Origin of the sequence: Pseudomonas sp. N40(2020) (genome assembly GCF_014472415.1) — a bacterium.
Lineage (GTDB): Bacteria > Pseudomonadota > Gammaproteobacteria > Pseudomonadales > Pseudomonadaceae > Aquipseudomonas.
This window is the reverse complement of sequence record NZ_JACSZV010000026.1, coordinates 39,162-54,590: the sequence shown is the minus strand read 5'-3', so window position 1 is coordinate 54,590 and position 15,429 is coordinate 39,162. Positions and strand designations below refer to the sequence as shown.

The following is a 15,429-nucleotide window of genomic DNA, read 5'->3' as shown; positions in this document are numbered from 1 at the left end:
GTGGGTCAGCCAACCTGTATTTTGAATGTATGAGCGCTATCGCGAGCAGGCTCACTCCTACAGTGACCGCATTGCTGCGACTGGTGATGATCGGCGCAATATGTCTGTTAAGTGCATGCGCCAGCCAGGCGCCGCTGCCCGCAGGCAGTCCGACGCTGCCCCTACCGCTGCAACTGCACATCGAGCGCCAACAAGCCGATCAGCGTCAGGACTGGCTGCTCGTGATCCAGCGCGAAGGCCCGGGCATCCGCTGGTCGATGATGGACCCGCTGGGCATTCCCCAGGCGCGCCAGCAACTGATCGACGGCCACTGGCAGGCCGACGGCCTGCTGCCGCCCAACCCGGAAGCCAGGGAGCTCTTCGCCGCGCTGCTGTTCGCCCTGACACCACCGGGCGAACTGCTGCGCAATTACCCCACCGCGCAGCAACAGGACGGGCAACGTTCGCTGCCGACGCGCTGGGACATCCGTTATGCACAACCGTTGAGCTTCGAATTGAACCTGCCCCAAGGCCCGCACTATCGCGTCTCCCCCCTAGGTGAACCGACGCCATGACTGCCTACCTGAATGCCCTCGGCTTAATCTGTTCCCTGGGCCGCGCCAAGCAAGAAATCGCGCGCAATCTGTTCGCCGGCGATTGCTCGGGCATGCGCCCCGAGGCGGGCTGGGTGGCGGAGCGTGAGTTGCCGGTGGCCGCCGCACACGGTGAACTGGCGCCGATCCCGGCAGCGCTGGCCGACCAGAGCAGTCGCAACAATCAGTTGCTGCTGGAAGCCGCGCTGCAGATTCGCACCGACATTGATCACGCGATCCAGACCTACGGCCGCGACCGCATCGGCATAGTGCTCGGCACCAGCACCTCGGGTATCGACGAAGCCAGCCGTGGCCTGGCGCATTTCCTCCGTGAGCAGCATTTCCCGGCGCAATACGACTACGGACAACAGGAACTCGGCGCCCCGGCGAATTTCCTCGCCGACTGGCTGCAACTGAGCGGCCCGGCCTATGTGATTTCCACCGCGTGCACCTCCAGCGCCCGCGCATTGATGAGTGCACAACGCCTGCTCGATCTCGGTCTGTGCGACGCGGTGTTGTGCGGTGGCGTCGACAGTCTGTGCAAGCTGACCCTTAACGGCTTTTCGTCGCTGGAAGCGGTGTCCGACGAGCGCTGCAATCCGTTCTCGGCCAACCGCAACGGCATCAACATTGGCGAAGCGGCGGTGCTGTTCGTGATGAGCAAGCAGCGTGGCGACGGCCCGGCCATCGCCTTGCTCGGTGCCGGTGCCAGCTCTGACGCGCACCACATCTCGGCGCCGGAACCGAGCGGTCGCGGCGCCCTGCAAGCGATGCAAAAAGCCTTGAGCCGCGCCCATCTGCAAGCCGCGCAGATCAACTATCTGAACCTGCACGGCACCGCGACCCAACACAACGACGCCATGGAAAGTCTGGCAGTCGCCTCGCTATTCCCCGAGGGCGTTGCCTGTTCTTCGACCAAACCGATGACCGGCCACACTCTCGGCGCAGCCGGCGCATTGGAAGCAGCGTTCTGCTGGCTGAGCCTCAGCGCCGACAACCCGCAACACGCGCTGCCGCCGCACGTCTGGGATGGCCAGGCCGATCCCGATCTGCCGCCGCTGAAGTGGGTGACCGCGAACGAACGCCTGTCGTCCATTGCACCCCGCTACCTGATGAGCAATTCGTTTGCCTTCGGCGGCAATAACGTCAGCCTGATTATCGGAGACGCCCCATGACCGACTGGCCGCTCGCCGAACTGTTGCCCCACGCTGGCGACATGATCCTGATCGACAAGATCCTCAGCTTCGACGAAGAACAGATCTACACCCGCCTCACGGTCAAGTCCGAGGGTTTGTTCAACCTGCCCGACGGCAGCCTGCCGGCGTGGGTCGGCATTGAGTTGATGGCGCAAAGCGTCGCCGCGTTCGCCGGATGCCACGCGCGACAGAAAGGCAATCCGGTGGAGCTGGGCTTTCTGCTCGGCACGCGCAAGTTCGAGTGCAACGTCGACGCGTTTCCCGCGGGCAGCGAGTTGACCATCCATGGCATCCGCTCGCTGGAAGACGACAATGGCATGGGCGTGTTCGAGTGCCATATCAACGCGCCCGGCATCGAGGTCAGTGCTCGACTGAATGTGTTCCGCCCGCCACAGCCAACCCAATATCTGCAACAAGCACAGGAGTCGAACGATGACTGAATCCGTACTGGTCACCGGCTCCAGCCGTGGCATCGGCCGCGCCATTGCCTTGCGTCTGGCGCAGGCCGGGCATGACATCGTCCTGCATTGCCGCAGTGGCGTTGCCGACGCACAAGCCGTGCAGGTCGAAATCGAAGCGCTGGGCCGCAGCGCGCGCATCCTGCAATTCGACGTCGCCGACCGTGAAGCCTGCAAAAGAATTCTTGAAGCCGACGTCGAAACCCATGGTGCCTATTACGGCGTGGTGCTCAACGCCGGTCTGACCCGCGACGGCGCTTTCCCGGCCCTGAGCGATGACGATTGGGACGTAGTCCTGCGCACCAACCTCGACGGTTTCTACAACGTGCTGCACCCGGTAATGATGCCGATGATCCGCCGCCGTGCCGCTGGTCGCATTGTTTGCATCACCTCGGTATCGGGATTGATCGGCAACCGTGGCCAGGTCAACTACAGCGCCTCCAAGGCCGGCGTGATCGGCGCGGCGAAGGCATTGGCGATCGAACTGGGCAAGCGCAAAATCACCGTTAACTGCGTCGCGCCGGGCCTGATCGACACGGCGATGCTCGACGAAAACGTGCCGGTGGAAGAACTGATGAAAATGATACCCGCGCAACGCATGGGCACCCCGGAAGAGGTGGCCAGTGCGGTGAATTTCCTGATGTCGGCGGAAGCCTCGTACATCACCCGCCAGGTGCTGGCGGTCAACGGAGGCCTGTGCTGATGAAGCGCGTCGTCGTCACCGGCATGGCCGGCATCACCTCGCTGGGCAGCGACTGGAACACCATCGCCGGCAACTTCGCGGCCAACCGCAGCGGCATCCGCCGGATGGACGAGTGGGATCGCTTCAGCGAACTCAACACGCGCCTGGCCGGCCCTATCGATGATTTTGTGGTGCCCGCACACTGGACCCGCAAGCAATTGCGCAGCATGGGCCGGGTGTCGCGGCTGGCAGTCGGTGCGGCGGAACAAGCCTTGGCCGATGCCGGTTTGCTTGGCGACGAATCGATCAAGGACGGACGCATGGGCGTAGCCTGTGGTTCGTCCACCGGCAGCACCGACGAGATCAAAGCGTTCGGCAACATGCTGCTCAACTCGGTGGCCGAAGGCCTGAACGCCAACTCCTACGTGCGGATGATGCCGCACACCACCGCCGCGAATATCAGCATCTTCTTCGGCCTCACCGGACGCCTGATCCCGACGTCCAGCGCCTGCACCAGCGGCAGCCAGGGCATCGGCTATGCGTATGAAGCGATCAAGTTCGGTCGGCTGCCGTTGATGCTCGCGGGCGGCGCCGAAGAACTCTGCCCGACCGAAGCGATGGTCTTCGACGCGCTCTACGCCACCAGCCTGAAAAACGATGCGCCACAAACCAGCCCGCGCCCGTACGACAAGGGCCGCGACGGCCTGGTGATCGGCGAAGGTGGCGGCATGTTGGTGCTTGAGGAGCTGGAGCACGCCCTCGCTCGCGGCGCCCACATCCACGCCGAGATCGTCGGTTTCGGCAGCAACGCCGACGGCCAGCACACCACGCGCCCTGAACAAACCACCATGCGCCGGGCGATGGAACTGGCGCTGGAAGACGCTGGCCTCACGCCCGATGCCATCGGTTATGTAAATGGTCACGGCACGGCTACAGAACAGGGCGACATTGCCGAAACACTGGCAACCAGCAGTTTGTTCGGTGCGCGCATGCCGATCAGTTCGCAGAAGAGTTTTCTCGGCCACACGCTCGGGGCCTGCGGGGCGCTGGAGTCGTGGTTCAGCATCGAAATGCTCAACCGCGACCTGTACGTGCACACGTTCAACCTCGACGAGGTCGATCCGCATTGCGGCAAGCTCGATTACCTGCGCGGCGAATTCCGCCAGATGCATCACGAGTACGTGATGAACAACAATTTCGCTTTTGGTGGCGTCAACACCTCGTTGATTTTCCGCCGCTGGCACTGACCGCAACACGTTTGGAGTGAAGGGAATGACTCAGTTTCACCGCATCGCCGCCCTGTTGGCCCTGGCCTTTGTACTTGGCGGTTGCACCAGCAAACCGGTGTACAACGCCAAGGAAGAGTTCTCGCCGAACCTCGGCTTTACCCAGTCACAAATGAGCCGCGCCATCGTCACTGCGCTCAACGACCGTCAATGGGTCGTGCAATCGGTACGCCCGGGCATGATCAAAGCCGCGATCACCGTACGCGGTCGCCATCATGCCGAAGTCGACATCCCGTTCACCCCAACCTCGTTCGAAATCGACTACCGCAGCAGCTACGGCCTGAACGCCAAGGACGGCAAGATCCACGGCAACTACAACCGTTGGGTCAACCGCCTGCGCGACAACGTGCTCAAAGAGCTGTCGATCAACCCGGACATCGAATTCGTCAACGACCTGGGCATCGTCAAACAAGGCGCCGACGAGCCGACCTACCTGAGCTTTCGCGAAGGCGTCAAACGCGCCACCGACGCCGGCCTGCTCGACGGCAGCGTGAAGTTCTACCTGGCCGGCGAAACCCTGCCCAAACAAGTGCGCAAACTCGACACCGTGAGCAGCAGCCGCAAAACCAACGGCTCGAACAAATCCGACGAAGACGCCTGCTTCTGGGCCCTGCAGTCGGCCCTCGCGACCCTGCAAAACGCCGCGAAAAAAGCCGACGCCAACGCCGTGATCAACATCGCCAGCGTCGACCAGCGCGACCTGTACAAAGACACCGAAAAATTCCAGTGCCGCGCGGGGATGGTGGTGTCGAGCGTGGCGTTGCGTGGAGATTTGGCGCACGTGGATTGATTGAATAAAATCCTGTGGTGAGGGGATTTATCCCCGATGGGTCGCGCAGCGGCCCCAAACCAAAACCTCGAAATATCAGACATGCCGAGTGCACAGGTTTGGGACTGCTGCACAGTCCATCGGGGATAAATCCCCTCGCCACAAAGGGCGCCATTTGGCGCCCTCTTCATTTTCAGCATCTACACTCGTTCCGGCAGGTCGCCGAATCGCGCCTGCCAGAACAGCGAGCCACAATCAGTCAAGCACTCGCTGCTCTCTTTCACCGTCAAGGAGATGACCATGCAAGTGAAAGCCCTGATCGCCGCCACGCTCTTCGGCCTGCTCCCCAGTGCCAGCCATGCCACCAATCTGATGTACATGCCCTTCGAGACGGTGTTGTCGGACGCGATTCGTGCCGGGCGGCTGGATGGCAGTGTGAAGTTTTATCTGGCCGGGAATGGGCCTCAGGGCACTCAGCGGTTGTTGCAGCGCGATGTGACCAGTGATCTGAAGACCAATGGCTTCAACAAGAGCGATCACGATTCCTGCGAGTGGGTGTTGCAGTCGAACCTGATCAAGTTGCAGGCCGAGGCCAAGCGGGTCGGGGCGAATGCGGTGGTCAATATCGTCAGTTATTACGACCAGCATGTGCGCAAGGATCTGAATACCTATGAGTGCCGGGCGGGGATTTTTGTCACGCGGGTGGCGTTGAAGGGGGATTTGGTGCGGTTGCCTTAACGGCAAGATCAAAAGATCGCAGCCTTCGGCGGTTAATCAATCACCTTCAACCTTGCGCGTGAGCAATTCGACAAAGGCCTTGGCCATCGGCGATTTCTGATCCTTGCGCTGCACCAGCCACACCGCTGAAATCGCTTCAGGATCCAGCAGCGGCCGGTAGACCACGCCGTCGATGCGCATCCGCTGATAGGACGCAGGCAATACCGACACACCCAACCCCGCCGCCACCAGCCCGATGATGGTCATCGCCTCCCCGGCCTCTTGGGCAAAATGCGGACTGAATCCGGCATCGCGAGCCAGGCTGAGCAGTTGTGCGTAAAGACCGCTACCATAGCTGCGCGGGAAAAACACGAACGGCTCCAGCGCCAGCGCCGAGAGAAACAGACCTTCTTCGCTGCCTTGGGCCAACGGATGCTTGGCACTGAGCACCGCCACCAAAGGCTCGCGCATCAGCTCCACCACGCTCAACGAATCGGGCAGACCCAGCGGGCGCATGATGCCAACTTCAATCGACTCGTCCACCAAGGCGTCGGCAACCATGGTGCTACTCATCTCACGCAGGTTCAGGTGCACCGCCGGAAAACGCTGACGAAACGAGAAAATCGCCTGGGGAATGGTCGAGTTGAACGGCGCCGACGAGGTAAAACCGATCTTCAATTCACCGAGTTCGCCGAGTTGCGCACGCCGGGCGACATCCGCCGCTTTGTCGACCTGCGCCAGAACCAGCCGCGCCTCCTCCAGAAACAAACGCCCGGCCTCACTCAGCTCGACCCGACGATTGGTCCGCTCGAATAGCCGCGCGCCAACTTCTTGCTCTAGCGCCTGAATCTGCTGGCTCAGCGGCGGCTGAGAAATCCCCAGCACTTGTGCGGCGCGGCCGAAGTGCAGTTCTTCGGCGACGGCGATGAAGTAGCGCAGGTGACGCAATTCCATGAAAACCCCATTAGGTCGTGAAAGCTATCAAACAGGTCGAACAATATATTGGATAGAAACATTAGCCAGCTATATGATTTTTTCATTGCCTGCCTGGCCGTGCTCTCCGAGGTCTGATGTGAAAACCGCCGCCGCCCCTCTTGCCCATGAAGTCCCGCCCGCTGCGGCCGACGATGTCGTCGCCGAGATGCAAGAGATCTATATCGAAAAAGGCACGCCGATGTTCATGCGCACGGTGCTGGCGTTGTTCAGCGGCGGGTTTGCGACGTTTGCCCTGCTGTATTGCGTGCAGCCGATGATGCCGCTGCTATCTCACGAATATTCGATCAACGCGGCGCAGAGCAGCCTGATCCTCTCGGTCGCCACCGGCATGCTCGCCATCGGCCTGCTGATTACCGGGCCGATTTCCGATCGGATCGGACGCAAACCGGTGATGGTCACTGCACTGTTTGCGGCGGCGCTGTGCACCATGGCCAGTGCGATGATGCCGAGCTGGGAAGGCGTATTGATCATGCGCGCGCTCATCGGTTTATCGCTGAGCGGGCTGGCGGCGGTGGCGATGACTTACTTGAGCGAAGAGATTCATCCGCAGCACATCGGCCTGGCAATGGGCCTGTACATTGGCGGCAACGCGATTGGCGGGATGAGCGGACGCTTGATCACCGGGGTGCTGATCGACTTCGTCAGTTGGCACACGGCGATGCTGGTGATCGGCGGTCTGGCGCTGATTGCGGCGGCAGTGTTCTGGAAGATTCTTCCGGAGTCGCGAAATTTCCGCTCGCGTTCGCTGCATCCGCGCAGTCTGCTTGATGGCTTCACCATGCACTTTCGCGATGCCGGTTTGCCGCTGCTGTTTCTCGAAGCGTTCGTGCTGATGGGCGCGTTTTTCACGCTGTTCAACTACATCGGTTATCGCTTGCTGGCTCAACCATACAACCTCGATCAGGTGTTTGTCGGTTTGCTGTCGGTGGTGTACCTGTCGGGTATCTACAGCTCGGCGAAAATCGGTTCGCTGGCGGACAAGCTGGGACGGCGCAAAGTGTTGTGGGCGACGATTGCGCTGATGTTCGTCGGCCTCGCCCTGACGATGTTCACGCCGTTGCCACTAGTGATCATCGGCATGCTTATCTTCACCTTCGGCTTCTTCGGCGCGCACTCGGTGGCGAGTAGCTGGATCGGCCGGCGCGCAATCAAGGCCAGGGGCCAGGCGTCGTCGTTGTATCTGTTCAGCTATTACGCCGGGTCGAGCATTGCCGGGACGGCAGGCGGGGTGTTCTGGCACTTGGGCGGATGGAACGGGATTGGCTTGTTCATCGGCGCGCTGTTGCTGGTGGCGCTGTTGGTGGCGTTGAAGCTGGCGAAGTTGCCGCCGCTCGGCGGAGTCAAAGCCTGACGCAAAACCCATTGCAAAACAAAAACGCCCGGCATAAGCCGGGCGTTTTTGTTTTGCAGAATTTAAAGCTGGGCGTCGATCACTCGTGATACTGCGCCGACAGCTCATGCACTGCGCGCAGGAAGGCGCCGGCGTGTTCAGGATCAACCTCAGGGGTGATGCCGTGACCGAGGTTGAACACGTGGCCGCTGCCTTTGCCGTAGCTGGCGAGGATGCGCCCGACTTCGGTGCGGATGGCTTCCGGCTTCGCGTAAAGCACGGTCGGGTCCATGTTGCCTTGCAGTGCAACCTTGTCGCCGACGCGGGCGCGGGCGTTGCCGATGTCGCAGGTCCAGTCCAGGCCCAGTGCGTCGGCCCCAGCCTCGGCGATGCTTTCCAGCCACAGGCCGCCGTTCTTGGTGAACAGGATCACCGGCACCTTACGACCGTCGTGCTCGCGGATCAGCCCGCTGACGATTTTCTTCATGTAGGCCAGCGAGAACTCCTGGTACGCCGCCGCCGACAGGTTGCCGCCCCAGGTGTCGAAGATCTGCACCGCTTGCGCACCAGCCATGATCTGGCCGTTGAGGTACGAAGTCACCGACTGCGCCAGTTTATCCAACAGCAGGTGCATGGCTTGCGGGTTGTCGTAGAGCATGGCTTTGGTCTTGCGGAAGTCTTTCGACGAGCCGCCTTCGACCATGTAGGTGGCCAGCGTCCAAGGGCTGCCGGAGAAACCGATCAGCGGCACACGGCCGTTGAGTTCGCGGCGGATGGTGCTGACCGCGTCCATCACATAGCCGAGGTCTTTGTGCGGATCAGGGATCGGCAGGGCTTCGATGTCGGCCAGGGTGCTGACGACTTTCTTGAAGCGCGGACCTTCACCGGTCTCGAAGTACAGGCCTTGGCCCATCGCGTCGGGAATGGTGAGGATGTCGGAGAACAGAATCGCCGCGTCCAGTTGTGGATAACGGTCGAGCGGTTGCATGGTGACTTCGCAAGCGAATTCCGGATTCATGCACAGGCTCATGAAGTCACCGGCGTGGGCACGGCTGGCGCGGTATTCCGGCAGGTAACGGCCGGCCTGACGCATCATCCACACGGGGGTGACGTCTACGGGTTGCTTGAGCAGGGCGCGGAGGAAACGGTCGTTCTTCAGGGCAGTCATGTCGGCATCCGGAAAAAAAGTGCGGGCATTTTCTCAGAGCGCGACGCAAAAGGCACGGATGCAGGTCAGCCTTTTGTCTATCGGGTCAATTAATTGCGCTGGAATGCGCTACTAGCAACACTGAGAAACAACTGTGGGAGCGAGCCTGCTCGCGAAGAGGCCGGTACATCCAACATTGAAGTTGGCTGACAGACCGCTTTCGCGAGCAGGCTCGCTCCCACAGGGTTATTGCATTTGGCTCAGGGCCCGGGGTTAGACGCCCAGGTAATCCAGAATCCCTTCAGCCGCATTACGGCCCTCGAAGATCGCCGTCACTACCAGATCCGAACCGCGCACCATGTCGCCACCGGCGAAGATTTTCGGGTTGCTGGTCTGGTGCTTGTACTGACCTTGCTCCGGGGCCACCACGCGGCCCTGGCTGTCGGTCTGGATCTCGAACTGTTCGAACCACGGCGCCGGGCTCGGGCGGAAACCGAAGGCGATGACCACGGCGTCGGCCGGGATGATCTCTTCGGAGCCCGGGATCGGCTCGGGGCTGCGACGGCCACGGGCGTCCGGTTCGCCGAGACGGGTCTCGACCACTTTGACGCCTTCGACCTTGTCTTCACCAACGATGGCGATCGGCTGGCGGTTATAAAGGAATTTCACGCCTTCTTCCTTGGCGTTCTTCACCTCTTTACGCGAGCCGGGCATGTTCGCTTCGTCACGACGATAGGCACAGGTCACCGACTTGGCGCCCTGACGGATCGACGTACGGTTGCAGTCCATCGCCGTGTCGCCGCCGCCGAGTACCACGACCTTCTTGACCTTCATGTCGACGAAATCTTCCGGCGACTTTTCAAAGCCCAGGTTGCGGTTGACGTTGGCGATCAGGAAGTCCAGCGCGTCATAAACGCCCGGCAGATCCTCACCGGCAAAACCGCCCTTCATGTAGGTGTAGGTGCCCATGCCCATGAACACGGCATCGTATTCGGCGAGCAGTTGCTCCATGGTCACGTCTTTGCCGACCTCGGTGTTGAGGCGGAACTCGATGCCCATGCCGGTGAAGACTTCGCGGCGATTGCTCAGCACAGTCTTCTCAAGCTTGAACTCGGGGATGCCAAAAGTCAGCAAGCCACCGATTTCCGGGTTCTTGTCGAACACCACCGGAGTCACGCCGCCACGTACCAGCACGTCAGCACAGCCCAGACCCGCCGGGCCTGCACCGATGATCGCGACACGCTTGCCGGTCGGTTTGACCTTGGACATGTCCGGACGCCAGCCCATGGCGAACGCGGTGTCGGTGATGTACTTCTCGACCGAACCGATGGTCACCGCGCCGAAACCGTCGTTAAGGGTGCAGGCACCCTCGCACAGACGATCCTGCGGGCAAACCCGGCCGCAAACCTCAGGCAGGGTATTGGTCTGGTGCGACAGCTCGGCGGCCTGGAGGATGTTGCCCTCGGCCACCAGCTTCAACCAGTTGGGAATGAAGTTGTGCACCGGGCACTTCCATTCGCAATACGGGTTGCCGCAACCCAGGCAGCGGTGGGCCTGATCGGCCGACTGCTGGGGTTTGAACGGTTCGTAGATCTCGACGAACTCTTTCTTGCGTTGACGCAACAGTTTCTTCTTCGGATCTTTGCGCCCGACATCGATGAACTGGAAGTCGTTATTCAGACGTTCAGCCATTGTTAAAACCTCATCAAACTCTTCAGGCGCATATCACTGCGGGTTGGCACGAGTGCTGGAAAGCAACGACTTCAGGTTGGCAGCCTTCGGCTTGACCAGCCAGAAACGGCGCAAGTAGTCATCGAGGTTTTCGGCGAGTTCACGACCCCACTCGCTGTCGGTTTCGGCGACGTACTCGTTCAGCACGTTTTGCAGGTGGCTGCGATAAGCCTCCATCGCTTCGCCGCTGATCCGCTGGATTTCCACCAGTTCGTGGTTGACCCGGTCAACGAAGGTGTTGTCCTGGTCGAGCACGTAGGCGAAACCACCGGTCATGCCAGAGCCGAAGTTGTAACCGGTCTTGCCCAGAACGGCGACAAAACCACCGGTCATGTACTCGCAGCAGTGATCGCCAGTGCCTTCAACAACCGTGTGGGCACCGGAGTTACGCACGGCGAAACGCTCGCCTGCGGTGCCGGCGGCGAACAGCTTGCCGCCCGTGGCGCCGTACAGACAGGTGTTGCCGATGATGGCGCTTTCCTGAGTCTTATAAACGCTGCCCTTCGGCGGCACGATGGTCAGCTTGCCACCGGTCATGCCTTTGCCGACGTAGTCGTTGGCATCGCCTTCCAGATACATGTTCAGACCGCCGGCGTTCCACACCCCGAAGCTCTGCCCGGCAGTGCCTTTGAAGCGGAAGGTGATCGGCGCCTTGGCCATGCCCTGGTTGCCGTGCTTGAGCGCGATTTCGCCGGAGATCCGTGCACCAATCGAACGGTCGCAGTTGCAGATGTCCAGTTCGAACTCGGCACCGCTCATGTCGTTGATTGCCGACGTCGCCATCTCAACCATTTCCTCGGCCAGCAGGCCTTGGTCGAATGGTGGGTTGCGCTCAACGCCGCAGAACTGAGGCTTGTCCGCCGGGATGTGATCGCTGCCCAGCAGCGGAGTCAGATCCAGGTGGTTTTGCTTGGCGGTCTGGCCTTCGAGGATTTCCAGCAGATCGGTGCGACCGATCAGCTCTTCGAGGGAGCGCACGCCGAGCTTGGCCAGCCACTCACGGGTTTCTTCGGCGACATAGGTGAAGAAGTTCACCACCATGTCGACGGTGCCGATGTAGTGATCCTTGCGCAGCTTCTCGTTCTGAGTCGCAACGCCGGTGGCGCAGTTGTTCAGGTGGCAGATACGCAGGTATTTGCAGCCCAGCGCGATCATTGGCGCAGTGCCGAAGCCGAAGCTTTCGGCGCCGAGGATCGCAGCCTTGATCACGTCGAGGCCGGTTTTCAGGCCGCCATCGGTCTGCACCCGGACTTTGCCGCGCAGGTCGTTGCCGCGCAGGGTCTGGTGGGTTTCGGCGAGGCCGAGTTCCCACGGCGCACCAGCGTACTTGATCGAGGTCAGCGGCGAAGCACCGGTGCCACCGTCGTAGCCGGAGATGGTGATCAAGTCCGCGTAGGCCTTGGCCACACCGGCAGCGATGGTGCCGACGCCTGCTTCTGCTACCAGTTTCACCGAGACCAGCGCCTTCGGGTTGACCTGCTTGAGGTCAAAGATCAGCTGCGACAAGTCTTCAATCGAATAGATGTCGTGGTGCGGCGGTGGCGAAATCAGGGTTACGCCCGGCACTGCATAACGCAGCTTGGCGATCAGCCCGTTGACTTTACCGCCCGGCAGTTGCCCGCCCTCGCCCGGCTTGGCGCCCTGGGCAACCTTGATCTGCAGCACTTCGGCGTTGACCAGGTATTCCGGGGTTACCCCGAAACGGCCAGTCGCGACTTGCTTGATTTTCGAGCTCTTGATGGTGCCGTAACGCGCCGGGTCTTCGCCGCCTTCGCCGGAGTTGGAACGCGCGCCGAGGCGGTTCATGGCTTCGGCCAGGGCTTCGTGAGCTTCCGGCGACAGGGCGCCCAGCGAGATACCGGCGGAGTCGAAGCGCTTGAGCACCGATTCCAGCGGTTCGATTTCACTGATGTCCAGCGGCGTGTCGAGGGTCTTGACCTTGAGCAGGTCGCGAATCATCGACACCGGACGGTTGTCCACCAGCGAGGTGTATTCCTTGAACTTGGCATAGTCGCCCTGCTGCACAGCGGCTTGCAGGGTGTTGACCACGTCCGGGTTGTAGGCGTGATATTCGCCACCGTGGACGAACTTCAGCAGACCGCCCTGCTGGATCGGCTTGCGCGGACTCCAGGCTTCGGTGGCCAGCGCTTTCTGCTCGGCTTCGATGTCGACGAAACGCGCACCCTTGATGCGGCTCGGCACGCCACGGAAGCTCAGCTCGCACACTTCTTCAGACAGACCGATGGCTTCGAACAACTGAGCGCCACGGTACGAAGCGATGGTCGAGATGCCCATCTTCGACAGGATCTTCAGCAGACCTTTGGTGATGCCTTTGCGGTAGTTCTTGAACACCTCGTAGAGGTCGCCCAGCACTTCACCGGTACGGATCAGGTCGCCCAGCACTTCGTAAGCCAGGAACGGATAGACCGCCGAGGCACCAAAACCGATCAGCACCGCGAAGTGATGCGGATCGCGTGCAGTAGCGGTTTCAACAAGGATGTTGGAGTCGCAGCGCAGGCCTTTTTCGGTCAGGCGGTGGTGTACCGCGCCGGTGGCCAGCGAAGCATGGATCGGCAGTTTGCCCGGAGCGATATGGCGGTCGCTCAGAACGATCTGGGTACGACCGGCACGCACGGCTTCTTCAGCCTGATCGGCGACATTGCGGATGGCCGCTTCGAGGCCGACGCTTTCGTCGTAGTTGAGGTCGATGATCTGCCGCTCGAAACCCGGGCGGTCGAGGTTCATCAGCGAGCGCCACTTGGCCGGGGAAATGACCGGCGAGCTGAGGATCACGCGCGAGGCGTGTTCCGGCGACTCCTGGAAGATGTTGCGCTCGGCACCGAGGCAGATTTCCAGCGACATCACGATCGCTTCACGCAGCGGGTCGATCGGCGGGTTGGTCACCTGCGCAAACTGCTGACGGAAATAATCGTACGGCGTGCGCACACGCTGGGACAGCACGGCCATCGGCGTGTCATCGCCCATCGAACCCACGGCTTCGTAGCCTTGCTCACCGAGCGGACGCAGTACCTGATCGCGCTCTTCGAACGTGACCTGATACATCTTCATGTATTGCTTGAGCTGATCAACGTCGTAGAAGGCCGAACCGTGATCGTTGTCTTCCATGGTCGCCTGAATGCGCAGGGCGTTCTTGCGCAGCCATTGCTTGTACGGATGACGGGATTTCAGACGGTTGTCGATCGCATCGGTATCGAGGATCTGTCCGGTTTCGGTGTCCACGGCAAGGATCTGGCCCGGGCCTACGCGGCCCTTGGCGATCACGTCTTCGGGCTGGTAGTTCCAGACGCCGATTTCCGACGCAACGGTGATGAAACCGTTGGTGGTGGTGACCCAGCGCGCCGGGCGCAGACCGTTACGGTCGAGCAGGCACACCGCGTAGCGACCGTCGGTCATGACCACGCCGGCCGGGCCGTCCCACGGTTCCATGTGCATCGAGTTGTACTCGTAGAACGCACGCAGATCCGGGTCCATGGTTTCGACGTTCTGCCACGCAGGCGGAATGATCATCCGCACGCCACGGAACAGGTCGATGCCGCCGGTGACCATCAGCTCAAGCATGTTGTCCATGCTCGAGGAGTCGGAGCCGACACGGTTGACCAGCGGGCCGAGCTCTTCCAGATCCATCAGATCATTGGAGAACTTGGTCCGACGGGCCTGTGCCCAGTTGCGATTACCGGTGATGGTGTTGATCTCGCCGTTGTGGGCGAGGAAGCGGAATGGCTGAGCCAGCGGCCATTTCGGCAGGGTGTTGGTGGAGAAGCGCTGGTGGAACACGCAGATCGCGGTTTGCAGGCGCTCGTCACTCAGGTCCGGATAAAACGCGGCCAGGTCGGCCGGCATCATCAGGCCTTTATAGATGATGGTCTTGTGCGAAAAGCTGCAGATGTAGTGGTCGGAGTCGACGGCGTTAGACACCGACGAACGACGACGGGCGCTGAACAGCTTGACCGCCATGTCCTGATCGCTCAGGCCTTCACCGCCGATGTACACCTGCTCGATCTGCGGCAGGCGCTCCAGGGCCAGGCGGCCGAGGACGCTGGTGTCGATGGGCACTTTGCGCCAGCCGATCAGTTGCAGGCCTTCAGCAAGGATCTCGCGGTTCATGTTCTCGCGAGCGGCTTCGGCCTTGGCCGGATCCTGATTGAAGAAGACCATGCCCACGGCATATTGCTTGGGCAACTCGACGCTGAAGGATTCCTGGGCAATGGCACGCAGGAACGCGTCAGGCTTTTGAATCAGCAGACCGCAACCGTCACCGGTCTTGCCGTCGGCATTAATCCCACCGCGGTGGGTCATGCAGGTCAGGGCCTCAATGGCCGTTTGCAAAAGGGTATGACTGGGCTCGCCCTGCATGTGGGCTATCAGGCCGAAACCGCAGTTATCCTTGAATTCATCTGGTTGGTACAGACCTGCTTTCATAGACACTTTCTCACCAGGCTGCCTCTTTTCGAGGCAAATTTCTTTTCAATTCAACCACTTGCGATCCGCGCCGAACGTACGCCGGCTTAGCGGGGGCAAAAGGGT

At 61.1% G+C, this 15,429-nt stretch carries 12 protein-coding genes; 8 read left to right on the top strand and 4 right to left on the bottom strand.

Annotated features, from left to right (window positions below):
- The first annotated feature begins 86 nt into the window (after window positions 1-86).
- From IAI51_RS17505 to IAI51_RS17475, 7 genes are all read left to right on the top strand, one after another.
- On the top strand, window positions 87-554 hold the full coding sequence (locus IAI51_RS17505; RefSeq protein ID WP_410458012.1) for a hypothetical protein: 468 nt from the start codon (window positions 87-89) through the stop codon (window positions 552-554).
- Window positions 551-1,747 carry a beta-ketoacyl-[acyl-carrier-protein] synthase family protein gene (locus IAI51_RS17500; RefSeq protein WP_187679618.1) on the top strand — a complete coding sequence of 399 codons (1,197 nt, stop codon included), beginning with the start codon at window positions 551-553 and terminating at the stop codon, window positions 1,745-1,747. Before IAI51_RS17505 ends, IAI51_RS17500 begins: the two co-directional genes overlap by 4 nt.
- The gene (locus IAI51_RS17495; protein WP_187679617.1) at window positions 1,744-2,208 is read left to right on the top strand and encodes a hotdog family protein; all 465 of its coding nucleotides are present in this window, start codon (window positions 1,744-1,746) and stop codon (window positions 2,206-2,208) included. Before IAI51_RS17500 ends, IAI51_RS17495 begins: the two co-directional genes overlap by 4 nt.
- The gene (gene fabG / locus IAI51_RS17490; protein WP_187679616.1) at window positions 2,201-2,929 is read left to right on the top strand and encodes a 3-oxoacyl-ACP reductase FabG; all 729 of its coding nucleotides are present in this window, start codon (window positions 2,201-2,203) and stop codon (window positions 2,927-2,929) included. Before IAI51_RS17495 ends, fabG begins: the two co-directional genes overlap by 8 nt.
- The gene (locus tag IAI51_RS17485; protein ID WP_187679615.1) at window positions 2,929-4,155 is read left to right on the top strand and encodes a beta-ketoacyl-ACP synthase; all 1,227 of its coding nucleotides are present in this window, start codon (window positions 2,929-2,931) and stop codon (window positions 4,153-4,155) included. Before fabG ends, IAI51_RS17485 begins: the two co-directional genes overlap by 1 nt.
- Window positions 4,156-4,180: 25 nt before the next feature.
- Window positions 4,181-4,984 carry a hypothetical protein gene (locus IAI51_RS17480; protein WP_187679614.1) on the top strand — a complete coding sequence of 268 codons (804 nt, stop codon included), beginning with the start codon at window positions 4,181-4,183 and terminating at the stop codon, window positions 4,982-4,984.
- Between the two features lie 279 nt (window positions 4,985-5,263).
- Window positions 5,264-5,701 carry an excinuclease gene (locus IAI51_RS17475; RefSeq protein WP_187679613.1) on the top strand — a complete coding sequence of 146 codons (438 nt, stop codon included), beginning with the start codon at window positions 5,264-5,266 and terminating at the stop codon, window positions 5,699-5,701.
- A gap of 36 nt (window positions 5,702-5,737) precedes the next feature.
- Here IAI51_RS17475 and IAI51_RS17470 read toward each other — a convergent pair whose 3' ends face one another.
- Window positions 5,738-6,634, bottom strand: coding sequence for a LysR family transcriptional regulator (locus IAI51_RS17470; RefSeq protein WP_187679612.1), 897 nt, complete (start codon window positions 6,632-6,634; stop codon window positions 5,738-5,740).
- A gap of 118 nt (window positions 6,635-6,752) precedes the next feature.
- On the opposite strand from IAI51_RS17470, the gene IAI51_RS17465 reads away from it, so the two are divergent.
- Window positions 6,753-8,027 (top strand): MFS transporter, encoded by a 1,275-nt coding sequence (locus IAI51_RS17465; protein WP_187679611.1) that lies wholly within the window; start codon window positions 6,753-6,755, stop codon window positions 8,025-8,027.
- A 79-nt stretch (window positions 8,028-8,106) separates the two neighbouring features.
- Here IAI51_RS17465 and hemE read toward each other — a convergent pair whose 3' ends face one another.
- From hemE to gltB, 3 genes are all read right to left on the bottom strand, one after another.
- Window positions 8,107-9,174, bottom strand: a complete 1,068-nt coding sequence (gene hemE / locus IAI51_RS17460) for a uroporphyrinogen decarboxylase (protein WP_100846503.1) — start codon at window positions 9,172-9,174, stop codon at window positions 8,107-8,109.
- Between the two features lie 252 nt (window positions 9,175-9,426).
- Window positions 9,427-10,845, bottom strand: a complete 1,419-nt coding sequence (locus tag IAI51_RS17455; protein ID WP_187679610.1) for an FAD-dependent oxidoreductase — start codon at window positions 10,843-10,845, stop codon at window positions 9,427-9,429.
- A 33-nt stretch (window positions 10,846-10,878) separates the two neighbouring features.
- Window positions 10,879-15,324 (bottom strand): glutamate synthase large subunit, encoded by a 4,446-nt coding sequence (gene gltB, locus IAI51_RS17450; protein ID WP_187679609.1) that lies wholly within the window; start codon window positions 15,322-15,324, stop codon window positions 10,879-10,881.
- Between the last annotated feature and the right edge of the window lie 105 nt (window positions 15,325-15,429).